This is a genomic window from Rhodococcus sp. H-CA8f (assembly GCF_002501585.1).
GTDB classification, from domain to species: Bacteria; Actinomycetota; Actinomycetes; order Mycobacteriales; family Mycobacteriaceae; genus Rhodococcus_F; species Rhodococcus_F erythropolis.
Genome location: NZ_CP023720.1, coordinates 3,085,446 through 3,112,200 on the forward strand (window position 1 = coordinate 3,085,446; position 26,755 = coordinate 3,112,200).

Annotated in this window: 1 protein-coding gene; it reads left to right on the forward strand. The window is 64.2% G+C overall.

Annotated elements, in window-relative coordinates; translation table 11 throughout:
* Positions 1-120 precede the first annotated feature (120 nt).
* On the forward strand, positions 121-26,697 hold the full coding sequence (locus tag CPI83_RS14450) for a non-ribosomal peptide synthetase (protein ID WP_097388188.1): 26,577 nt from the start codon (positions 121-123) through the stop codon (positions 26,695-26,697).
* Positions 26,698-26,755 lie beyond the last annotated feature (58 nt).

The following is a 26,755-nucleotide window of genomic DNA, read 5'->3' on the forward strand; positions in this document are numbered from 1 at the left end:
GCTCTCGCAGGATCGCCACATGGTTTCCACTCGATATCGAGGCGGTGCGATGTTTCTCTTCAATCCCCGAGCCACAGTTCCCGGCGCTGATCGTCACAACGCTGTGTGGGGGTGGTCGTGATGGATACCGACAAGAGGATCGATCCGCTGACCGGATCGCGAAGCCTGCCGGCAGGGGCGTTTCCCCTGTCAGCGGTGCAGCGCAGTATGTGGTTTGCGCAGCAACTTCACCCGACGGTGCCGTATTTCATTGCGCAGTACATCGAGTTCCACGGCGACCTGGACATGCAACTGCTCAGCCGCGCTGCAGTGGAGGCCGCCCACGAGTTCGAGTCGCCATTTCTGCGGTTGATGTACCCCGATGGTGAGCCGTGCCAGATCGTGGACTTCACGATCGATCCGGGTATCGACTACTTCGACTTCCGCGAGCGTGAGAACCCTCGGCAGGCTGCGTCGGAGTGGATGGACAACGATTACGCGACGACGCTCGACTTGACGCGTGATCGTCTCGTCGAGATGACAATTCTCCAAACTGACGATCGAGACTACTTGTGGTACACCAGGATTCACCACGTTGCTCTCGACGGATACAGCGGAATGACGATAGTGAATCGAATTGCCGCGATCTACACCGCAGCAGTCGAGGGCCGGGAGCCTGCGGTAAACAAGGCGCTCGACGTCACGACGCTGTCCGAACTCGATCAGAAGTACCGCGAATCGAGTCGGTTCGAGGCCGACCGCGAATACTGGGCCCAGCGAGTGTCCGGCGTCGAGCACGGTTCTACGTTGGCAACGCGTGAGGGACCTCCGACTGCGCGTAGCGAACTCGTCAGTGCCGCGATGTCGGCGAACAGCCTTGCTGCCTTGGACGAGTGGAATTCGCGTTCCGGTGCCACTGCGGCGGCGGTGCTGATTTCGGCACTGGCGTGCTATTTGTCTCGCAACACCGGCTACGACGACGTTCTGATAAATCTGCCGGTCTCGGCGAGGACCACGGCACCGCTGCAACGCTCCGGCGGAATGCTGGTCAACGTCGCGCCCCTTCACATCCACGTCGACCCCGACGAAAGCGTGGACGATCTGGTCGGGCGGGTCCAACTCGAACTCCTCGGCGCGCTTCGTCATCAGCGATGCAGTCTCGAAGACATCAGGCGCGATGCGGGCTTGGCGGTCGGCGATGCACGACTGTCCGGTCCGATGATGAATGTGATGCTCTTCCGGCAGGAGATAACACTGGGATCACTGACCGGCGAGTTTCACATCGTCACGTCGGGGCCCGTCGAGGATCTCCTGGTCAACGTGTACCAGAGTGGCGACCCAGCTCAGACGTTGATCGACTTTCGTGGCAACCCCAATCGCTACGGTCACGACGAACTGGTTGAACACCACCGGGCGTTCACCGAGTTGGTCGCAGAACTGACAGCAGCACCGGCCGGTACGCCGATGAACCGGATTCATCCGGCAAGCGCCGAGGCCGGGGCACGCAGTGCGCAGCGGAGGGAAACCGAAAGGTTCTGGGCTGGATATCTGGGGGACTCCGACGAGGGTTCGGCGCTGGGGCTCGAGCGAATCGACGCAGAATCGGAGCCGACCACTACGAATCGGCTCAGCTTCCCGCTCGATCCCGCGGTCGCCGAACTTGCACGTACGGAAGATGTCTCACTCTTTGCCGTTGTCCACGCGGCCATTGCGGCATTGTTGTCGAGATCGACCGAGCGCCGTGACGTGTTGATCGGAACGAGGACCGAATGGGGGACTTCGCCGCTGCGCTGCGAGGTCGATCCGGCGGCGCCGTTCGACGAGTTCGTGAGTTTTCTTGCTCGAGAACGCGACACGTTGTTGGTTCGATCGGCGGCAGGTATCCCCGAGCTGCCCGAGTTGCACGTCCATCTCAACGACGGCTCGCAGGAGACCACGATTGCCGGCCTCGATGTGGCGATAGACGTCCACGCGGATACCGGCGCCCTCGAGGTGGCGTACTCCACGCAGCACTACGCCGAATCCACGGTCCAAGCCTTCCTCTCGCGACTGGTGCGGATCCTTGCGGGCGCAGCGGCAGCCCCGCGAACGTCGGTCGGAGATCTCGATCTTCTCGACGAGTTCGAGCGTGAGTCCCTGGTGCCGGCACGGGGAGCGACCGCGTCCGCGCCGTTGACCCTGCCCGATATCCTCCGCCGGGCCGCGGCTGTGAACCCCGATGCCCCGGCGCTCGTTTTCGGTGATCGTGAGGTGAGCTACCGGGAACTCGACGCCGAGTCGAACACACTCGCCCGCGAACTGATCAACAGGGGAGTCGGCCCAGGCACCTACGTCGCCCTTGCACTGTCGAGGTCGATCGAATCGGTGACCGCGACGTGGGCAGTGGCCAAGACCGGCGGCGCCTTCCTTCCGATCGATCCGCACTACCCCGAGGATCGTATTCGGCACATGCTCACCGATTCGGGAGCTGTTGTCGGAATCAGCGTGGGGGAGCACCATGCCGGGCTCGCCGATTCGGTGGACTGGCTGCTTCTGGACGAATTCAGCACCGACGAACCGAACGCGTACCGCTCGGACGCACCGCTCGACGATGGCGAACGTCGCTCACGCGTTCGCTACGACGACCCGGCTTACCTGATCTACACCTCGGGATCTACCGGCGTCCCCAAAGGCGTCGTGGTCAGTCACCGCGGGCTGAGCAGCTTCGCCGACGAAGAACGAATCAGGTTCGGAGTCGAACCAGGCGACCGCACCCTGCATTTCTCGTCGCCGAGCTTCGACGCTTCGGTACTCGAACTTCTCCTTGCCTTCGGCGGCGCGGCGACGATGGTGATAGCGCCGCCCACCGTGTACGGCGGCGACGAACTGGCCCAGGTGATGCGCGTCGGCCGGGTGACACACGCTTTCGTCACCCCGGCCGCGCTGGCAACTGTTGATCCCGCCGGCCTACCGGATCTACGAGTGGTCGTGACCGGCGGCGATGCCTGCTCGCCCGCGCTGGTAGATCAGTGGTCACACGGACGCTCGATGTTCAACGCGTACGGACCGACCGAAACCACCGTCGTCGCCACCCTGACCGGACCGCTGAGCAGCGATGTTCCCGTCACGATCGGAAAGCCGATGCGCGGCGCCGCGGCCGTCCTCCTGGATTCGCGGCTTCAACCGGTGCCGATCGGTGTCGCCGGCGAACTCTATGTGAGCGGTATCGGTTTGGCGCGTGGATACCACGCGCGAGCCACGATCACGGCCGAACGATTCGTCGCCGACCCCAACGGCGTTGCGGGAGAGCGCATGTACCGCACGGGCGACCTCGCGCGGTGGAACGGCGCGGGTGAGCTGGAGTACCTCGGACGGAGCGACTTCCAGATCAAGATCCGCGGTTTCCGCGTCGAACTCGGCGAGATCGACGACGTACTGCGCCGCCATCCGAGCGTCGCGCAGGCCGTCACCGCCGGAGTTTCGGGCCCGAGTGGGGAAACACTGTTGGCGGCGTACGTCACGGCGGCTGAGGGCACGCACATCGACAACTCCGAATTGATCGCCCACGCCGGATCCTCGTTGGCAGCGCACATGGTTCCGTCGCGGATCGTCGTACTCGATTCCATTCCACTGACTCCCGCCGGAAAGATCGACAGGAAAGCATTACCGGACATCGATTCGGCTGGCGGCACGGCCGAATACCGTGCCCCCGAGACCTCGACCGAGAAGCGAATTTCTGCGGTGTTCTGCGATCTGCTCGGCATCACCAGGGCAGGAGCAGACGACAGTTTCTTCGACCTCGGCGGTGACTCGCTGATCGCGACCCGAGTCGTGTCGAGGGTCAACGGAGCACTCGGGACGACGCTGAGCGTTCTCGACCTCTTCGAGGCGCCGACCGTCTCCGCTCTGGCTGCTCGCGCAGACCTCGCGGACTCGCGGAACACGCGCGCCCCAGCACTGACGCGTATCGATCGCCCTGACCGGATACCGGTATCTCTGGCTCAGCAACGTATGTGGCTGACCAATCAACTCGATCCGAGTTCGCCGGCGTACAACATTCCGATCGCGGTTTCGATGACCGGCGATCTCGACGTCGACGCACTGTTCACCGCACTGCGGGACGTGATCGTTCGGCACGAGGTCTTGCGGACCGTTTTCCCCGAGAGCGCCCGTGGTCCGGTCCAGCACGTTCTCGGTGTGGACGAGATGTTCGATCATCTCGAGGTGGAAACGGTGCCTGCCGCAGCGGCCGCAGCGCGGGCGAGCGAACTGGCACGAACGGGATTCGACGTCAGCGAATCGGTGCCGATCCGCGCCACTCTGCTCGAGGTGAACGAACGCGAGCACACGCTGGTCCTCGTCGTTCACCACATTGCAGCGGACGGCCTGTCGATGGCGCCGCTGGCTCGTGACGTGATGGTCGCTTACGCGTCGAGGGCGAGCGGGCGTGTACCGGCGTGGTTGCCGCTCGAAGTGCAGTACGGCGATTTCAGCGAATGGCAACGAGGAGCGCTCGGCGAAGCGTCCGACCCGGATTCGATTCTCGCCGAGCAGTTGCGGTTCTGGTCGCACACGCTCGCCGAACGCGGTGAGCTCGCGGAACTGCCGATGGATCACCCGCGGCCTGCAGGTGTCTCGCTGCGCGGTGGAGATCTCGATTTCCGGATCGACTCCGCGACGTACCGCCGGGTCGGCGAGATCGCGGCGCGATGCGACGTCAGCGTGTTCATGGTGATCCACGCCGCGCTGGCCGTCCTGCTCAGTCGAGAATGTGGAGCGAACGACATCACGATCGGCACCCCGGTGGCCGGGCGTAGCGAGCGCGCCCTCGACGACGTCGTCGGAATGTTCGTCAACACGGTGGTGCTGAGGACGGTTCTCGACGGGGGACTCACCTTCGGTGAAGTTCTCACCCGCGTCCGGGACGTCGACGTGGCGGCCTTGCAGCACACCGAAGTGCCGTACGACGTACTCGTCGAATCCCTCGCAGAGCGCCAGGCACCGCTGTTCCAGGTCATGTTGGTGATGCAAGGCGCTGCTCCCGCCGAGGTCACCTTGCCCGAGCTCGACGTCACTGTTGACGAACTGTCCACGGGTGCAGCGAAGTTCGATCTTCAGGTCATTCTCACCGACCGCGGCGACCATCTCGACGGCCAGTTGAACTATGCCAGCCAACTTTTCGACTCGGACACCATGTCGGGCCTCGCTGATCGCTTCACGATGCTCCTCGACGCGGTAGCGGCCGACCCCGAATCAATCGTCGGCGACGTCGATCTCACAGCTGTGGGCGAGGCGGAACTGGTCCTCGAGCGCTGGAATGCCACCGAACACGCCGTACCGATCACCACCCTCTCCGACCTGGTGGCGGAGCAGGCAGCCCGGACGCCCGAGGGGGCCGCGCTCATCTACGGCGAGCGGACACTGACGTATGCGGAGTTCGACGCGAGGGTCAGTGAACTTGCCAGAACCCTCATCGCCCACGGTGTCGGCCCGGACATGCGCGTCGCGGTGTCGATTCGCCGGTCACCCGAACTACTCGTCGCGGTCCACGCCGTGATCCGTGCCGGCGCGGCGTATGTCCCGGTGGACCCCGACCATCCGGCCGAACGTATCGCGTACGTCTTCGACATCGCCGCACCGATCTGTGTGCTGAGCCGGCCCCAGGACCACGGCGCACTTCCCGCGCGAGTCCCGATCGTCGACGTCGATCTCGATCGTCCCGTGTCCACGACGGTGCCGATCACCGACGCTGATCGGATCCGACCCCTCCTCCCGGACAATGCTGCATACGTGATCTTCACGTCCGGATCGACCGGTCGGCCGAAAGGCGTTGCAGTATCACACCGTTCGATCGTCAATCGCCTTCTGTGGATGCAAGACGCGTACCCACTTCACGCGTCGGACGTGGTGCTGCACAAGACTCCGGTGACCTTCGACGTCTCGGTGTGGGAACTGTTCTGGCCCCTGCAGACTGGTGCGCAGTTGGTGATCGCGGAACCGGAGGGGCACCGTGATCCCGGGTACCTGTCGGCGTTGATGGCCGAAAAAGGCGTCACGACGGCGCACTTCGTTCCGTCGATGCTCGCGGAATTCGTCGCGGTCGCGACTGCCGGGCAGTGCGCAAGCCTGCGTCAGGTGTTCTGCAGCGGTGAAGCTCTCGCTCCCACCACCGCGGAGGCGTTCACCCGTCTGAGTTCTGCAGGATTGTTCAACCTGTACGGACCCACGGAGGCTGCCGTCGACGTGAGCGCCGCCGAATTCACCCCAGACATGACCGTCACCGTTCCCATCGGTGCGCCTGTGTGGAACACCCAGCTCTATGTCCTCGACGGGCGGCTGCATCCCGTTCCGGTCGGCGTTCACGGCGAGCTGTACCTGGCGGGAGTGCAACTGGCGCGTGGATACCTCGGGCGCAGCGATCTCACCGCCGACAGATTCGTGGCCGATCCGTACGGCCCGGCTGGCACCCGGATGTACCGAACCGGTGATGTCGTCCGGTGGCGCGCCGACGGGCTACTCGACTACGTCGGTCGACGCGATTTCCAGGTCAAGATCCGCGGCCAGCGCATCGAGCTCGCCGAGGTCGAAGCAGCGTTGCTCAGGCTGCCCGGTGTCACGCAAGCTGCTGCTCTCGTCCATCACGACGACGTGGTCGGTGACAGCTTGGTCGGCTACGTCATCGCCGAGACAGGCACCTCGATCGACACGGACGGCATGCGCGCCGAGTTGAGAGGTCTCCTTCCCGCCTACATGGTTCCCGCAGTGGTCATCGCCCTCGACGTGTTTCCGCTCGGCTCGACCGGCAAGCTCGATCGGAAAGCTCTGCCCGCGCCCAGCTTCGACAGTTCGCAGACGTATCTGGCGCCGAGAACACCGCTCGAAGCACAGTTGGCGGCGATCTTCGAGGAGCTTCTGGAATCCGGGGCAGTCGGTGTTCACGACAACTTCTTCGAGATCGGCGGAAACAGTCTCGTCGCTGCCCGAGCCGTGGCGCGCGTAAACGATTCACTCTCGTTGAACCTGTCGATCAGAGAGTTGTTCGACGCGCCGACCGTTGCGCAGTTGGCGGTCGAGTGCGCAACGGCGCGAGGGGGAGCAGCCGTTCTTCCGCTCGAGGCGTTGCCGCGGCCGCAGTCGATTCCGCTGTCGCTGGCCCAGAAGCGCATGTGGTTCGTCAATCAATTCGACGTCACCTCCGCGGCGTACAACGTGGCCATAGCGATCAGGCTGAGAGGCCGGTTGGACGTTGCGGCCTTGGAAGGCGCGATCACCGATGTGCTCGATCGCCACGAATCGCTGCGCACGCTGTTTCCCATGATCGAGGGAGTGCCGGCGCAGGTAATCGTGGAACCCGGTGAAGCGTTGGGGTCGCTACCGATTGTCGGCGCGAGCACCGAAGCGGTACTCGGGGAGATCGAACGCGTCACCTCGAGGGGCTTCGACGTGACGCAGGCTCCACCGATCAGGGCGGAACTGATCGAGGTCGACGCAGAAGAGCACGTCCTGGCTGTGGTCGTCCATCACATCTGCGCCGACGGATTCTCGATGGCACCGTTGGCGTTCGACGTGATGAGCGCGTACTCGGCACGGCATCGAGGTGAGGCACCCGACTGGTCTCCTCTCCCGGTCCAGTACGCGGACTTCGCGATCTGGCAGGAAAGGGCTCTCGGACGGATAGACGAAGCGGAGAGCACCCTCGCCGGCCAGCTCGAGTACTGGACACGTCAGCTGGCAAGTGTGCCCGAGCTTCTCGCGCTCCCCGCAGATCGTCCGAGGCCGCGTGTACAGGATCTCTCGGGCGGCGTCGTTCGATTCGACATCGATGCCGGCATTCATCGTCGTCTGAGCGAAACCGCGATCGAACACCGAAGCAGTATGTTCATGGCGATACACGCCGCGTACGCGGTGCTCGTGGCCAGATTGTCCGGCATGGAAGACATCACGATCGGCTCACCGATCGCCGGACGCGGAAATGCCCTTCTGGATCCGATGGTCGGTATGTTCGTCGGAACGTTGGTCCTGCGCGCCGATGTCGACCCCGCAGCCTCTTTCACCGATCTGTTGGCCAGAGTTCGCAGCACCGACCTCGACGCCTTCGCTCACGCAGACGTCCCCTTCGAGCGCGTCGTCGATGCGCTGGCTCCGGAGCGGTCGACTTCGCATTCACCGTTGTTCCAGGTGATGCTGGAGTTCAAGAACACCAGTCGACCAGCAGTTCGTCTGACGGACCTCGAGGTCGAGGTCCTCGAACTCGAATCCGCCGTTTCGAATTTCGATCTGCAACTCACGCTTGCCGAGACATTCGACGAGGAGGGCCGGCCGGCGGGAATCGAGGCCGGGTTCACCTACGCGAGCGCCCTGTTCGACGAGTCGACGGTCGAAGGCTTCGCTCGATATCTAGTTCGGATCCTCGGTGCGGTGACCGAATCACCGCACACGCCGGTCGGCGACATCGATCTCGTGGTCGACACCGACACGATCAGCGTCGTGCCTGCACCGGAACTTCCCGGCCAGGTTCACTTCTCGATGTTGCTCGAGCGGAAGTACGTCGACGAACCGCAGAGAACTGCACTGATTTTCGGCGACCGACATCTGACGTACTCCGATCTGGACCGCCGGGCCAATCGGCTTGCACGACTGTTGATCGGACGCGGGGCAGGTCCGGAATCCGTTGTCGCCCTGGCATTGCCACGCTCACTGGAATCCGTGGTCGCGATCTGGGCGGTTGCTCGGACCGGCGCCGCATTCGTACCCGTCGACCCGGCGTACCCCGTCGACCGCGTGCACCACATGATCAACGACTCGGGAGCGGGCGTCGTCCTCACCACCGCCGAGCATGTGGGTGTCGTCCCCGACGAGGCAGACGCAGTTCTGCTCGATCAGGCCGAGACACTGGCAACCCTCGAACAGTTCGGAGATCAGCGGCTGGAGGCCTCGGAACTGGCGGGAACGGTGTCTCTGGACAATCCCGCCTATGTCATCTACACCTCCGGTTCCACCGGCGTCCCCAAAGGTGTCATGGTCACTCACCGTGGGCTTTCGGCACTCGCCGAACAGGAACGTACTCGATTCGGGGTGGAATCGACTTCGCGCACGCTGCATTTCAGCTCACCGAGCTTCGACGCCTCGATTCTCGAACTCCTGATGGCCGTTGGTGCCGGGGCCACGATGGTCATCGCTCCACCGAGCATCATCGGCGGAACCGAACTGACGAGCCTGATCGCCGATCAGCACGTCACGCACGCCTTCATCACCCCGGCCGCTCTGGCCACGGTCGATCCGAGCGAACTGAACGAGCTGGTTTGCATCGGAACCGGTGGCGACGTCTGCCCGCCCGATCTCGTCGCCGCCTGGGTCAGTGATCACCGGATCATGATCAATGCCTACGGACCGACCGAATCGACAGTCGTCGCCAGCATCACCGAGCCGATGTCCCCGGCCGATCGAGTGACGATCGGTCGCCCGTCGACAGGCATCACTGCGTGGGTCCTCGACAATCGCCTGCACCGCGTCCCGGTCGGAGTGACGGGGGAGCTGTACGTCAGTGGCGACGGACTCGCCCGCGGTTACCGCAACCGCGCCGGCACCACCGCCGAACGTTTCGTGCCCAATCCCGCGGGCAGTGCGGGCACACGGATGTACCGCACCGGCGACCTCGCCAGGTGGAACAAGAACGGCGAACTCGAGTACCAGGGCCGAGGTGATTTCCAGGTCAAGATTCGTGGGTTCCGCATCGAACTCGGCGAGATCGAAGCAGTTCTGGCTCGCTATCCCGGGGTCGCGCATTCCGTGGTGACCACGCTCGAACGTGACGGAGGCGCCGCGCGAATCGTCGGATACGTCGTGCCCGCCAACGATGCTCAGACTGTGGATCCCGAGGCCGTCATCGCGTTCGCGGGCTCGGCTCTGGCCCCGTACATGGTTCCTGCGGCGGTGGTCGTTCTCGACGAACTGCCGATGACTGCCAACGGAAAGCTCGACCGCCGAGCCCTGCCGGTTCCCGACCTGCGAGCAACCCAGGCACGCTCGCGGGCTGCCGAGTCCGATACCGAGCGCACGCTGGCCGCCTTGTTCGTCGATGTCCTCGGTGTCGAATCGGTGGGCGTCGACGACTCGTTCTTCTCGATGGGCGGCGATTCGATCATGTCGATTCAGCTCGTCGCCCGTGCCCGCGACGCCGGGCTCGTGTTCACCCCGCGTGACGTCTTCGAGGTGAAATCGGTCGCCGGTCTTGCGGTTTTGCTGGCATCGACCAAGGACGACGAACCCGAGGTGCTCGAGGAACTTCCCGGAGGCGGCGTCGGCCACGTGCCGTTGTTGCCGGTGGCACAGTGGTGGCTCGACCGGCTCGGCTCCGATCTCCAGGGGCTCGATTCGTTCTCCCAAGCGACCCTTCTCAATGCGCCGCACGGGCTTCGCAGTGTGGAGCAGTTGACCGCAGCGCTTCAAGTCGTTCTCGATCGTCACGACATCCTTCGCGCGCGCCTCGAACTCGACGGCGAGCGCGGGCTCATAGTCGGCGATCCGGGATCTGTTGCAGCCGAGGACATCTGCCGGGTAGTCGAGGTCGAGGCCGAGCCGGGCACCGCCGTGTTCGACGCGGCGATCGTCGCCGCCCTGGGTGATGCACGTCGAGAACTCGACCCCGTCCGGGGCGAGATGGTGCGGGTCGTCTGGTTGTCCGGCGTACGCAACACCGGCCGGTTGCTCCTGGTGATCCACCACCTCGCGGTGGACGGCGTGTCCTGGCGCGTGCTCGTACCGGAACTTGCGTCCGCTTTCCACCGGATCGACGCCGGCGAGGAGCCGGAGCCGTCGTATTCGGGCACGTCGGTTCGTCGTTGGTCGCATGCGCTCCGTGACATCGCGCCCGATCGAAGAGTCGAATTGCCGCGGTGGCGTTCGATCCTCGAAGGTGACGACCCCCTGATCGGAACCCGGCCGCTGGACCCGCGGCTCGACACGTTCGATTCGGTCGGCCGAGTTGTCGCCGACGTGCCCGTCGAACTGTCCGACACAGTCCTGACCACGCTTCCCGCGCTCTTCGGTGGATCCGTCAACGACGGTCTCGTTGCTGCTCTCGCGCTGGCACTGACGCAGTGGAGGCAGGCACAGGGCATACGAACCGACAACGTGCTCGTCTCGATGGAAGGTCACGGACGCGAGGCTCACGTGGTGCCCGGTGCGGACGTCCTGCACACCGTCGGCTGGTTCACCAGTGTCTTCCCGATGCGAATCGACCTCGCCGACATCGACATCGCGAACGTGATGAGCAGCGGCCCCGAGGCAGCGGTGGTTCTCAAGCGGGTCAAGGAAGAACTGTTGGGAGTTCCGGACAGTGGCATCGGGTACGGAGTTCTGCGTTATCTCGACGAGGTGGGCCGAGCGGAACTGGAAGATCTCCGCCAACCGCAGATCTCCTTCAACTATCTCGGTCGTTTCTCCGGCACCGAAGCAGGAGAGTTGCTGGGGGATTGGGCACTGGCCCGTGACGTCGATCTGGAAGCGGCAGCTCGGTCCGAGATGCCCGTGGGTTCGGTCCTGGACGTCAATGTCGTCACCACCGAAATCTCGGGTGCACCGCACATCGGTGCCACTATCGCCTATCCCACCGGCGTGCTGGCAGAGCGCGATGCTCGCGCCATCGCCGAACTCTGGGTGCAGTCGTTGCGCGCTCTGGCCACCTACGCCGAACACAGCGAACGCGGGGGACTCACACCGTCGGACATCGACCTGATCGAACTGGACCAGGAGTCCATCGACCACCTCGAGCGCGAGTTCCCGACACTGACCGACGTCTGGTCCCTTTCACCGCTGCAATCCGGACTGCTCTTCCACGCCCGCTACGCCGAACACACAGTCGACGCGTACACCGTCCAACTCGCACTCGAACTCGACGGCGTCGACGCGTCCAGGTTGCACCGCGCCGCACAGGCGTTGCTCGACCGTCATGAGAACCTGCGCGCGGCGTTCACGACCGACACCGGTGGGCGATCGGTGCAGGTGATCAGCGCCGACGTGGACGTGCCGTGGACCGAGATCGACATCTCTCCGTTGGCCCCCACCGAACAGGCAACCGAGATACGCGAGCTCCTCCATGCGGATCGGGTGCGAGGCTTCGACATGGCCACGCCGCCCCTGCTGCGGTTCCTGCTTCTGCGAACCGGAGACGACGCGTATCGGTTGATCCTGACCAACCACCACATCCTCCTCGACGGATGGTCGATGCCGCTGCTGGTCCGTGACCTACTGACGCTCTACGCCACCGACAGTGATCACAGTGCCATCCCACGCGTGCACCCCTACCGGGACTATCTGAGCTGGATCAGCACTCGCGACGACAGCGAGTCGATCGAAGCCTGGGGCGAAGCACTCCGCGGACTCGACGACCCGACGCTGCTGACCGGAACTCACGCCGTCGACGAGGACGGCGCGACCTCACGCTCGACCACCACAGCCCTCGGAGAACGTGAGACGGAACTTCTGCGTGGATTCGTCCGCTCCCGTGGCCTGACGACAGCCTCCTTGATCCAGGTGGCTTGGGGAATCGTGCTCGCCGAACTCCTCGGCCGCGACGACGTCGTCTTCGGTGGAACCGTCTCCGGCCGACCACCCCAGGTGTCCGGCGTCGAGTCGATGGTGGGTTTGTTCATCAACACTGTCCCCGTCCGAGTTCGCCTTGACCCGCGAGAGTCACTGGCAGCGCTGTGCGTTCGTGTCCAAGCGGAACAGGCGCGGTTGTCCGATCACCATCATGTGGGGCTTTCGCACATCACTTCGGCAGTGGGGGCCGCTGCATCGTTCGACACGCTGACTGTGTTCGAGTCGTATCCCGTTGACCGCGGTGGACTCTCCTCGGGCACCGACATCGCCGGAATGCACGTTCTCGACGTCCACGACGCCGAGGATGCCGCGCACTATCCACTCGCGATCGTTGCCTCTGCGGCAGACGGGCGACTGCGGCTCAAATTCGAGTATTTCCCGGGAGTCCTGGGCGATCACGACATCGACGCGATCGCGGACCGGCTGCTCCGCACCCTCGAACTGATCACCGCACAACCGGATCTTCCGCTGGCGAAACTGCGTTTGATGCCGGATTCGCAAGTGCAGCAATTGGTTCCCGCGCGCGGCCGGCAAGGCCGCTCGGTAAGGACACTCGATCGCATCTTTTCGGACACCGCGAGCAGATTCCCCGAACGGGTCGCACTGTCCTGTGGTGACAGAAAGATGACCTATCGAGAGCTGGACGAGGCGTCGAATCAGTGGGCGCGCGTGCTCATCTCGGAAGGCGCGGGCCCGGACTCACGGGTGGCGATCTGTGTGGAACGGTCCTTCGAATCCGTCGCAGCGGTCTGGGCGATCACCAAGACCGGCGCCGCCTTCGTGCCGATCGATCCTCGCTACCCGAGTGACCGGATCTCGTTCATGCTCGAGGACTCGGCATCATCGCTCGGAATGACCACGGCTGCACACGCACCGGCCGGCGGTGGCGCAACGAAGTGGCTCGAACTCGACGACCCGGAGAACGCCACTCGGCTCTCCGGAGTGTCCACGTCACCGCTACGCGAAGACGAGCGCCGGGGAACCCCGCGGCTGGAGAACACTGCCTACCTCATCTACACATCGGGCTCGACCGGCCGGCCCAAGGGTGTCGTCGTCACGCACACCGGTCTCGAGAACTTCGCCGACGAACAGCGTCATCGCTACGGTCTCACGGAGAATTCACGCGCACTGCATTTCGCCTCGCCGAGTTTCGACGCCTCCGTTCTCGAGTATCTGCTCGCCTTCGCCGTCGGCGGCGAACTGGTCGTAGCTCCCACCACCGTCTACGGAGGGGCCGAACTGGCCGACGTTCTCCGAGAGGGACATGTCACGCACGCGTTCATCACGCCCGCAGCGCTGACGTCGGTGGATCCCGAGGGACTCGACGAACTGACCACCATCACGGTCGGTGGCGAGGCGCCCTCGGCGGACCTGGTGCGCACCTGGGCGCCGGGAAGATCGTTCGTCAACGTCTACGGACCCACCGAAACCACCATCTCCTGCAACCTCAGTGACCCCATCCCAGCCGGTGAGAAGGTCTATCTCGGGCCGCCGAACCGCGGCTTCAGCGAGGTCGTCCTCGATCGCAGACTTCAACCGGTGTCCGTCGGAGTTCCGGGCGAACTGTATGTCGCCGGAGTTGGACTCGCGCGCGGCTATCACGGGCGTTCACCGCTGACGAGCGAACGATTTGTCGCCAACCCGTACGGCGAGCCGGGGGAGCGGATGTACCGCACCGGAGACGTGGTGCGCTGGCGCAGTGACCGCACCATCGAGTACCTCGGACGCAGCGACTTCCAGGTCAAGATCCGCGGGTTCCGTATCGAACTCGGCGAGGTCGACACGGCGTTGGGTCAGCTGCCCGGTGTGGAGTACGCGGTCACATTGGCGGTGCGCGGACCCTCCGACGAGCAGGCCTTGGCGGCATATGTCGTCTGCGACGACGAACGCCCGGTGAGCGCCGAGGACATCCGGGCGGCGGCACGGGAGCTACTGCCGGCACACATGGTGCCAGCGAGCGTCGTCGTGCTCGACGAGCTACCACTGACCGGCGTCGGCAAGGTCGATCGGGCTGCTCTTCCGGCGCCTCGCTTCGACACCGATCCCGAAACACTCGCTGCACCGGCGACCGAGCTCGAACGGCTGGTGGTGGGCGTTTTCGAGGACGTGCTCGGAGTGTCCCCGATCGGTATCGACACTCACTTCTTCGACATCGGCGGAAACTCACTGACCGCGACCCGCGTCATCGCCCGCGTCAACGCACTTCTCGGCACCGACATCGGCGTTCGAGGATTGTTCGAGTCTCCGACAGTTCGGCAGCTGTCTCGTCTGGCGGAGAGTGTCGGCCGCGGCGAGAACCCCAGACCACCGTTGACTCGGCGATCTCGCCCGGATCCACTGCCCGTGTCATTGGCACAGAAGCGGATGTGGTTCCTCAACCAGTTCGACGTGACCTCGCCGGCCTACAACGTTCCCCTGGCAGTGCGCCTCGACGGCGATCTGGACTTCGCCGCATTGCAGGCCGCGGTAGCGGACGTATTGGGTCGCCACGAGAGCTTGCGGACGAAGTTCCCCTCGATCGACGGACAGCCGGTGCAGCAGGTGATGTCCAGCGACGAGGTCATGCCGATCCTGGAGCCGGAAATCGTCACTGCTGCCAGAGTGTCCGATCGAATCCTCGAGCTGGCCTCGGCAGGCTTCGACGCCTCGGCCGAAGTTCCGATCCGCTGCGCGGTCCTGCGCGTCGACGGGGACGAGCGCAGGCACGTACTCGTGATCGTCGTCCACCACATCGTCGCCGACGGGTTCTCGATGAACCCCCTGGCAGCGGACGTGGCAGCGGCATATGCGGCCCGCAGCGCCGGCAGTGCGCCGAGCTGGTCGGAACTGGCCGTGCAGTACGGCGACTTCGCTGTGTGGCAGCACGAAGTGCTCGGCTCCGAGGAAGATCCGGACTCGGCTCTGACCCGTCAGCTCGATTACTGGAAGGACCGACTCGCGGGACTGGGCGAGCCGATCGCCCTGCCGACGTCGTTCCCACGTCCGGCAAAGCCGTCCATGGTCGGCTCTGTTCACCGGTTCGCGGTATCGCCGCAGACCCATCGGGCGCTGACCGATCTGGCCCGCGAGCACGGCAGCACCATGTTCATGGTCGTGCACGCAGCACTGGCGGTACTTGCGGCACGCCTGGCGGGTACCGAGGACATCGCCATCGGTACACCTGTCGCCGGACGCGGCGAGGCCGAACTCGATCACCTGGTCGGAATGTTCGTCAACACTCTTGTGCTGCGGACACAGATCACGCCCGACGCGTCGTTCGAGGACGTACTCGCCCAGGTTCGCGAAGGCGACCTCGGCGCGTTCCAACACACCGACTTGCCCTTCGAAAGGTTGGTCGACGCACTCGCCCCGGAACGCTCGACGTCGCACACTCCGTTGTTCCAGATCCTCATCGAGTTCCGTAACAACGCGCTACCGCAACTCGAACTGCCAGGGCTGTCGGTCTCGGGAGTCGAGTTCGACCTACCCGTCGCCAAGTTCGATCTGCAACTCTCGGTCACCGAGCGTTACGACGCGGATGGCGGAACGGATGGAATCGACGCCGAATTCATCTACGCCACAGACCTGTTCGACGGTAAATTGATCGAATCGTTCTCACGCAGGCTGCTCACCCTCCTCGAGGCGGTCTCCCGAGAGCCGTCGACTCCTACCGGTGACATCGACGTCGTGGGCGCCGGCGAGCGTCGACAGATGCTGACCGAGTGGAACACTCACGCCGAACCGGCTCCGGCCGACAACATCGCGGACCGATTCTTCGAAGCTGTTGCAGCAAATCCGTCGTCGACCGCGGTCAACGACAGCGACGGCGCCATGACGTACGCCGAACTGGACGGGCGCGCGAACCGCCTGGCGCGGCTCCTGATCGGCCGCGGTATCGGTCCGGAATCCGTGGTTGCCGTTGCGATGCCCAGAACCACCGATCTCGTGCTCGCCCTCGTCGCCGTCATCAAAACCGGGGCGGCATATCTGCCGGTCGACATCACCTACCCGGCCGAGCGCATGCGATTCCTCTTCGACGACGCGCGGCCGGTATGCCTGGTCACGACCGGAGACTTCCGAAGCGACCTACCTTCGGAGATCATCGAATCCGGCATCGACATCGTCGAACTCGGATCGCCGGAGATCGCGGTACGCCTCGATCACTCCGCGCCACATCGCATCACCGACGCGGACCGGACGACACCACTTCTGCCCGACGCGATCGCGTACATCATCTACACCTCCGGATCCACAGGGCGCCCCAAAGGTGTCCAGGTCAGCCACCGAAACGTTCTGACTCTGATGGACAACACCTCCCCGACATTCGGGTTCGACAACACGGACGTGTGGACGATGTTCCACTCGTACGCATTCGACTTCTCCGTCTGGGAGCTGTGGGGGCCGCTGCTGCACGGTGGCCGGTTGGTCGTCGTCGACTACTACACGACCAGATCGCCGGACATGTTCCACGAACTGCTCCGCCGTGAGCGAGTGACGGTGCTGAACCAAACACCCACCGCCTTCTACCAACTCGCCGAAGCCGACCGTGCGTACTCACCGAACGGCACCGGTCCCGACCTTGCACTGCGCTACGTCGTCTTCGGTGGAGAAGCGCTCGATCTCGGGCAATTGCGCAAGTGGTACGACCGGCGGGCCGACACGGCGCCGACGCTGGTCAACATGTACGGGATCACCGAGACGACAGTGCACGTCAGTCGAATCGCGCTCGACCGCAACGACAGCGAGCACGCGTCGGCGAGCATCATCGGGCGAGCAGTACCAGGATTGTCCGTCTACGTACTCGATCGGCGACTGAACTTGGTGCCACCAGGTGTTGTCGGCGAAATGTACGTCGCCGGTGACCAGGTGACTCGGGGATACCTCGGGAAACCCGCATTGACTTCGGTGCGGTTCCTTCCCGGTCCATTCGGTAGTTCGGGGGATCGAATGTATCGGAGCGGGGACCTGGCGAGGTGGAACGACGCGGGGCAGTTGGAGTACGTGGGCCGCAGTGATTTCCAGGTGAAGGTGCGTGGTTTCCGCATCGAACTCGGAGAGATCGAAGCCGCAATGCTCCGCTGCCCCGGCGTCGCTGCCTCGGTAGCACTTGTTCGCACAGAGGGAGCGTCACCGCGGATCGTCGGGTACGTGGTCGCCGAAACAGGCAGTACCGTCGATTCAGCGACGGTGACCGACTTCGTCGCCGCCGAACTCGCGGAGTACATGGTGCCCACCGCGATCGTCGTCCTCGAATCGCTTCCACTGACGGTCAACGGAAAGCTCGACCGACGCAGCCTCCCGGCTCCGGACTTCACCGTGACGGGAACAACCGAGGCGACGCGGGCACCAGCCACCGCCACCGAAGCGGTCCTCGCGGACCTCTTCGGAGAGGTTCTGGGGCGGGGCGGTATCGGAGTGGACGATTCCTTCTTCGGCCTCGGCGGCGATTCGATCATGTCGATCCAACTCGTCTCACGGGCGAAGTCCGCAGGCCTCATCTTCACTCCGCGGGACGTCTTCGAAGCGAAGACCGTGGCCGGCCTCACCAAGGTCCTCCTCATCGAATCATCGGAAACGGCAACGGTTCTCACCGAGCTACCCGGCGGGGGAGCCGGCCCGCTACCGCTCACACCGATCATGGAGTGGCTCGTCGAACGTAGTCGCGGCGACCTGAGCGCGATCCGCAGTTACAGTCAGAGCGCGCTGATCGCACTGCCCGCGGATGTGTCCGGCCCCGCGCTGGAGCGCGCACTACAAACGATCCTCGACCGCCACGACGTACTGCGGGCACGTCTGGAGGCCGCGACTCACCAACTCGAGATCAGCGAACCCGGCACCGTCGCAGCCTCCGACATCTTGCACCGAACCCCCATCGTGTCCACCGGCGGCGAAGAATTCCTGCGCGCGGCAGAAGCCGCGATGCAGGACGCATCCAGCCGACTCGATCCCGAGCACGGCAAGATGATCAGCGCAGTCTGGTTGGATCCGGTCAGCGCGAACGGCAACCGGCCTGAGGCGGGACGGTTGCTCCTGGTACTTCATCACCTCGCGGTCGACGGTGTGTCCTGGCGAATGCTGGTCCCCGGCCTGGTCACGGCATATGCGTCGGCGTTCGACGGCGAAACACCGATTCTTCCGCCCGGCGGAACGTCGATACGTCGCTGGGCGACAGCGCTCGCCGAGACCGCCGCAGATCGACGCGACGAGATCGACCTGTGGTCGAGGATGCGGACCGACGAACCAATGCTCGGAACGCGCGGGCTAGACCCCGCGGTCGACGTCGGAGCCACCGTCGACCGCGTCAGCGTCGACGTACCGACCTCGGTGACCGAGAACATCATCTCGGCGGTGCCACGACATTTCGGAGGCTCGGTGAACGACGGGCTGCTTGCTGCTCTCGCGATTGCCGTCACCGCCTGGCGTCGATCGCGCGGACAGCGCAGCGGGGAAGTGCTCGTCAATCTCGAGGGACACGGGCGCGAGGAGAACGCAGCGCCTGGCGCAGACCTCTCGCGCACAGTCGGTTGGTTCACCACCTTGTTCCCCGTCCGGATCGATCTCACCGGACTCAATGTCGTCGATGCACTGTCCGGGGGATCAACCGCGGCCTCCGCTGTGAAAGTCGTCAAGGAAACGCTGCTCGGTCTGCCGGACAACGGCATCGGGTTCGGGATGCTCAAGTACCTCGACCGGAACGAAGAACTACAGGAGTTGCCCACACCTGAGATCTCGTTCAACTACCTCGGACGTTTTGCCGGCTCGGACCCCGAGCACGGCGAGGTGCCGTGGCTGCCGATCTCGGAAGTGACGCTCGACGAAGCGCACAGCGGAGATCTTGCCGCCGCGTCGGTGCTCGACATCAATGCCGTCACCACCGACACCGCGCACGGTCCGATTCTGCGCGCTACGTGGTCCTTCCCCCGCGGCATCCTCAGCGAGGACGAAGTCACGGAACTGGCGGAACTCTGGTCCCGAGCACTCGGCTCGTTGAGTGAATACGTGGACGAACACTCCGAGCGCGAGCTCACGCCCACCGATCTCGATCTCGTCACCGCGGATCAGCAAAGCATCGAACAGCTCGAGCGTAGGTTCCCCGACCTGACCGATATCTGGTCACTGTCACCGCTGCAGTCGGGCATGCTCTTCCACGCCCAGTTCGACGAAACGGAAATCGATCCATACATGGTGCAACTGACCCTCGAGCTCGGGGGTCGAGTGGAGGCACCGCGCCTGCGTCGCGCCGCGCAGGCCTTGGTTGATCGTCATCCGAGCTTGCGCGCGGGATTTGTCTCCGCGCCGGGAGGGCGGGCGCTGCAGGTAATCCGTTCCGGTGTCGAGATCGGCTGGGCCGAGATCGACCTGTCCGGGACCGAGGACAGTGAAGTCGCGTTCGCTCAGCTGCTCGAGCGTGATCGCGCTCAGCGTTTCGACATGGAAACAGCACCCCTGATCCGGTTCATGCTCGTACGATTCGGACCGGACACAGCACGCTTCGTCGTGACGAACCACCACATCCTGCTCGACGGCTGGTCAACCCCTCTGTTACTTCGAGACCTGCTCACTCTCTACGCAACCGACGGCGACCCCGAGATTCTGCCCAGGGTTCAGTCGTATCGCGACTACCTCACCTGGATCTCGAAGCAGCACCCCGACTCTTCTCTGCGAGCCTGGCAGGAAGCGCTACGAGGAGTGGACTCATCCACCCAACTCTCGCAAGCGAGCACCGCCGCCGAAACCGTTGCCAGTGACATTCACTCGTACTCGCTGCCGACCGCACGAGCCGAGACCCTTCGGGCGTTCGCGCGAAGCCGCGGATTGACCATGGCAACCCTGGTCCAAGTGGCCTGGGGAATCGTGCTCGCCGAACTCCTCGGCCGCGACGACGTCGTATTCGGTGGAACCGTTTCCGGACGCCCACCACAGGTGCCCGGTGTGGAATCGATTGTCGGCTTGTTCATCAACACAGTGCCCGTGCGAATCCGCCTCGACGCCCGAGAAACCCTCGCGGAACTGGCCATTCGCGTCCAATCCGAGCAAGCGTCACTACTCGACCACCACCACATCGGACTGTCGGACATCGCGGGAGCAGTGGGCGCCGCCGGTTCATTCGACACCCTGACGGTATTCGAGTCGTATCCCGTCGACGAGGCAGCCCTGACCGCCGAAACCGACATCGCGGGAATGCACGTCCTCGGCATCGACGGACGCGACTCGGCGCACTATCCGATTGCCGTTGTCGCGTCGGAAAGTGACACGCTGAACCTGAAGATGGAATACTTGCCGACGCACTTCTCCGCCCGCGAAGTCGCGAAGATCACCGAGCGCGTGGGCATCGTCCTCGAGCAGCTGGCGTCGGCGCCGGATCAGCCGCTGGCCCGCCTGCAGGTTCTCACGGAGTTCGAGAGCCGTGATCTTGCGCCGGTCTTCGGATCCCCGGGTCGCTCCGCTCGTACGCTCCCGGAAATACTCGCCGACGTCTCCGCCACATATCCCGACCGCATCGCGCTCTCGGCCGGCAGCCGTTCCATGACCTACATCGAACTGGACCGACGCTCGAACCAGTTGGCCAGAGCCATGATCCGCCGCGGCGCCGGGCCCGAGACGTCGGTGGCCATCGGCATCGAAAGATCCGTCGAATCAGTACTCGCGGTGTGGGCAGTGGCCAAGACCGGCGCAGCGTTCGTCCCCGTCGACCCCACCTATCCGGCCGACCGAATCGAACACATGCTCAGCGACTCCGAGGTGTTGTTCGGGTTGACCGTCGTCGACGCCATCGACACATTGCCACCCATCGTGTCCTGGTTGGTGCTCGGAGAGGAAGCATTCGACGACGACGTCGCCACAAGCTGCACGCTGCCGATCGCCCAGGACGAACGGCTTGCACCGGTGGTCATGGACAACGCCGCCTACGTGGTCTACACCTCGGGATCCACCGGCCGACCCAAGGGAGTTGTCGTCACCCACACCGGACTCGACAGCTTCGCGCTCGATCAGCAACGTCGATTCCACGCCGATCACCACTCTCGGACCCTGCACTTCGCCACCCCCAGCTTCGACGGAGCCATCTTCGAGTACCTGCAGGCATTCGGTGTCGGAGCAACCATGGTGATCGTCCCGACCGACATCTACGGCGGCGCCGAACTGGCAAGTCTGATCCGCCGCGAACACGTCACTCACGCGTTCGTCACCACGGCGGCACTCGCCACCGTCGATCCGGCCGGCCTGGACGAATTCCGGCACGTCGTCGTCGGGGGAGAGGCTCTGCCACCGCACCTCGTCGGTCTGTGGGCACCCGGGCGGGAATTCGTCAATGCCTACGGCCCCACCGAGACAACCGTCATGGCAGACATCAGCGAACCCATGACAGTGGGTGCACCCATCACGATCGGTGGCCCGATCCGCGGTGTGCACGAAATGATCCTCGATTCGCGGCTGCAACCGGTGCCCGTCGGAGCTCCCGGTGAGCTGTACATCGCCGGCATCGGACTGGCTCGCGGCTACCACCGGCGTCCCGGCTTGACCAGCGAGCGATTTGTCGCCGACCCCTTCGGCAAGCCAGGCGACCGGATGTACCGCACCGGTGACATCGCCTCCTGGCGAAGCGATCACACCATCGAGTACGTCGGGCGCAGCGACTTCCAGGTCAAGATTCGCGGATTCCGTATCGAACTCGGTGAGGTGGACGCCCAGATCACCGCAATGGCAAGTGTCACGAACTGCGTGACACTCGGCGTCGACGGACCGGCCGGCGCAACCGTTCTCGCGTCTTACCTCACCGTCGAGGAAGGGTCGACGCTGACCGGCGCAGAGATCACCGCGCACCTCGCCGGACGTGTTCCCTCGCACATGGTTCCGGCCAGCATCATGATCGTCGACGAGCTACCGCGAACCGCGGTCGGCAAGCTCGATCGAAAAGCGTTGCCGACCCCGGAGTTCACCGGAACCGGCGTGGAATTCCGGGCTCCCGGCACCAGCCTCGAGCGTCGGATCGCCGACGCCTTCATCGATGTACTCGGCGTCGCGCAGGTAGGCGTCGACGACAACTTCTTCGAACTCGGCGGCAACTCGCTGATCGCCACTCGCGTGGTCTCGCGGCTCAACTCCGCACTGAACATCGACGTCGGGGTGCGCGTGCTGTTCGAGGCACCGACGACAGCTCAGCTCGCCGAACGGCTTGCCGACGCTGTCACTGCCGTCGGCACTGTGCCGCTCACTCCCATGGAGCGCGACGGTAACGTCCCGCTCTCGTTGGCGCAGCAGCGCATGTGGTTCCTGAACCAGTTCGACACACGCTCAGCCGCGTACAACATCCCACTAGCTGTTCGCCTCACCGGTGACCTCGACGTCACCGCCATGCAACAGGCGATCGCCGACGTCGTCGAGCGGCACGAAACCCTGCGGACGGTGTTCCCCGCCGTCGGCGGCGATCCGATTCAGAAAGTGCTCACCGCCGACGAGGCCGTACCGCCGGTTCGTGAAATGACGTTGGGGGAGCACGAACTGGCAGAGCGCATGCAACGACTCGCCACGACCGGCTTCGACGTGTCGGTGGACCTGCCGCTGCGCGTCGCGCTCTTCCGGCTCGACACCGATGAACCCGTTCACATTCTGTTTGTCGTGGTCCATCACATCTGCGCCGACGGTTCGTCGATGGCGCCGCTCGCACGCGACGTGATGACGGCCTACCTGGCGCGCACGGCAGGAACCGAACCCACCTGGGCGCCACTCGAAGTGCAGTACGCGGACTTCACGTTGTGGCAGCACCGCGTCCTCGGATCGGAAGACGATCCGGAATCCGTCATCAGTCGCCAATTGCGCTACTGGAGTGAGCAACTCGCCGGCCTCGACGACGTCATCGCACTGCCCACCGACCACCCGCGGCCCGTGCAACAGACCTTCCACGGCGACCGATTCACCTTCGACATCGACGCCAACACCCACCGCGCCCTCGCGGACCTCACCAGGGCAAACGGAGTGACGATGTTCATGGCTCTGCACGGCGCACTGGCCGTGCTGATGTCGAAGCTGTCCGGCGCCGAAGAGGTCACCATCGGCACACCGATCGCCGGCCGCGGTCAGGCAGCGCTCGACCATCTCGTCGGAATGTTCGTCAACACGCTGGTCCTGCGCACCGGCGTCGACCCCGACATCACGTTTGCCGAACTGGTGGAACACATCCGGGAAATCGATCTGGCCGCATTCCAGAACTCGGATCTGCCATTCGAACGGCTCGTCGACGTCATCAATCCGACCAGATCCACGTCGTACTCACCGTTGTTCCAGGTCGCCCTCGAACTTCAGAACAACGAACCAGCGCATTTCCACTTGCCCGGCCTCGATATCGAAGGCCTCACCGTGGAAACCGAATACGCGAAGGAAGATCTCGAACTGATCGTCGACGAGAAGTTCGACGAGTCCGGCGCCCCGGCCGGGATGTCCGCTGCCTTCGACTTCGCAACCGATCTCTTCGAACCCGCCACCATTCGGCGCTTTGCCGACCGCCTGCGTCTGATCCTCGACACTGTCGGACGCGAACCCGCAACACGTATCGCCGACATCGGCATCCTCGCCGCCGACGAAACAGCAGCCCTGGTGCCGGCATCCGGTGCAGCAGCGACTCGCGTGCAGGTGTGGCCGGAGATCCTCGCCGAGGCAGTCGCCTCGAACCCGGATGCTCCAGCTCTCTCGAGTCGCGAGGGGTCGATGACCTACCGCGAGCTCGACGAGGAATCGACGAAGCTGGCTCGAGCGTTGTGCCAGCGCGGTGTCGGACCCGAAGATTTTGTGGCGCTGGGTCTGCCGCGGTCCACGGCGGAGATCGTCGCCATCTGGGCGGTTACGAAAACCGGAGCAGCATTCTTGCCGGTCGACCCGAACTATCCAGACGATCGCATCAACCACATGCTCGACGATTCGCGGGCCGTACTCGGCATCACCGACGACGCTCACCGCAGTCAACTTCCCGACACGGTCGAGTGGATGGTCCTCGATGAAACGCAGACCGTCGACGAGATCGACGGCCAGAGCGCCGCCGCGATCACCGACCTCGACCGCACGATCCCCTTGCATCACGGGCATCCCGCGTACCTGATCTACACCTCGGGTTCAACCGGGAAGCCCAAGGGCGTCATCGTCACCCACCTCGGTTTGTCCAACCTCAACGCCGAGGAACATCAGAGATTCAACGTCCAGCCCTATTCGCGTATCTCTCACTTGGCATCACCGAGCTTCGACGCCTCGGTCTTCGAACTCATGATGGCGTTCGGCAGCGGAGCCTGCCTGGTCGTCATCCCACCCACGGTCTTCGGCGGATCCGAGTTGGCCGAAATCTTTGCCGACGAACACGTCTCACACGCGTTCATCACGCCGACCGCGCTCAGCTCCATCGAAAGCTCCGCGCTGCCAGAACTCCGCGTGCTCGCAGTCGGTGGCGAAGCCTGCCCACCCGAACTCGTAGACATCTGGGGCCGAGACCGCCGCATGTTCAACGGATACGGACCTACCGAATCCACCATCCAGGCCAGCGTCAGTGAACCCATGCGGCCGGGCAAGGACATCAACATCGGCCGACCGGCCATCGGCTTTGCCGGCCTGGTCCTCGACGGGCACCTCAAGCCCGTGCCAGTGGGAGTCATCGGGGAACTGTACGTGACCGGCCCCGGACTCGCCCGCGGGTACCACAATCGTCCCGACCTCACCGCCGACCGATTTGTCGCCGATCCGTTCGGCGAACCCGGCCAGCGGATGTACCGCACAGGCGACCTGGTGCGCTGGCGCTCCGACAGCACACTCGAATACCTCGGCCGCAGCGACTTCCAGATCAAGGTCCGCGGATTCCGCATCGAGCTGGGCGAAATCGACTCAGTCCTGATGGCACACCCATCCGTCTACTTCGCCGCAACACTTGGGCACGAAGCGCCGTCGGGGGAGACGATGATCGCCTCCTACATCCAGCCTGTGGAAGGACAGACCGTCGACGAGTGGGAGCTTCGCCGCCACCTGTCTTCTCGCCTGCCCGCGCACATGGTTCCCGGCGCGATTGTCGTCGTCGACCGAATTCCGGTGACACCGGTCGGCAAGCTGGACCGTAAAGCACTGCCGACGCCGAGCTTCGAGCGTCGTACAGTCCCGTACGCGCCGCCGACCAACGACACCGAACGAACGGTCGTCGACATCTTCGAGACCGTGCTCGGTCACGAGCACATCGGCGTCGACGACGACTTCTTCGAACTGGGAGGAACGTCGATCGTCGCCACTCGAATAACCATCGAACTCGAGAAGCGCCTCGGGATGCGAGTGCCGTTGCAATCGCTTTTCCTGGATCCGACACCGGCCGGTGTCGCCCGGGCGGCTGACGGAATGGACGCACACTCGCCGGACGATTCTTCGGATCTGCTCGCCCCGATGATCACGCTGCGCGCCGGATCCGATCGAGCACCACTGTTCTTCGTCCATCCGGGTATCGGATTGTCCTGGGGTTATGCAGAATTCGTCAAGCACCTCGAGCTGGATCAACCCGTATACGGTCTTCAGCTACCGTCCCTGAGCGGCGGACCCAGCTTCGACTCGCTGACCGAACTCGCCGACGACTACGCGAATCGCATTGCAGCCGTGGTACCGACCGGCCCGATCCATCTGGCCGGCTGGTCGCTCGGCGGCGTCATCGCACACGCCGTGGCGCACAGTCTCACTCGGAGCGGACGTGACGTGACGTTGTCGATCCTCGACAGCTATCCGTCGTCGGATTCCGATCAGCCCGCAGAACTCTCGGTCTCCGAACTACTGGCCGGGCTCGCGATGCCGGCGGGATCCAAGCCCGTCGAAACCTTCGAAGAAGCGGCGGAATTGCTGGAGCAGACCCTGGGCGCCGGAATCGGAATCGAAGCGGAGCATCTAGCGCGGATCAGTCGCGGTTACTCCCACTCCGTCGAATTGACGAATCGGCACCAACCGCCTGTCCACCTTGGAGCCATCGACTTCTTCGTAGCCGGAAGATCTACGGAGAACGGACACGACGTGGCCGAATGGCGAAGGTTTGTGCAAGGCGACATTCGAGTCACCGAAGTCGATTGTGAACACAACCAGATGATCGAACCGGGTCCGGCGGCAAGCATAGCTGTACGATTGCGGGAAGTTATCGCTCAGTGGGGTGTCTGAACCAGGTTCGACATGGGTATGAGTGAAACACACAGGGTGATGGACCCCGGGTGGGTCC

Coding starts and splice junctions, on each gene's coding strand:
- CPI83_RS14450 (WP_097388188.1), top strand. CDS start 121: ATGGATACCGACAAGAGGATCGATCCGCTGACCGGATCGCGAAGCCTG.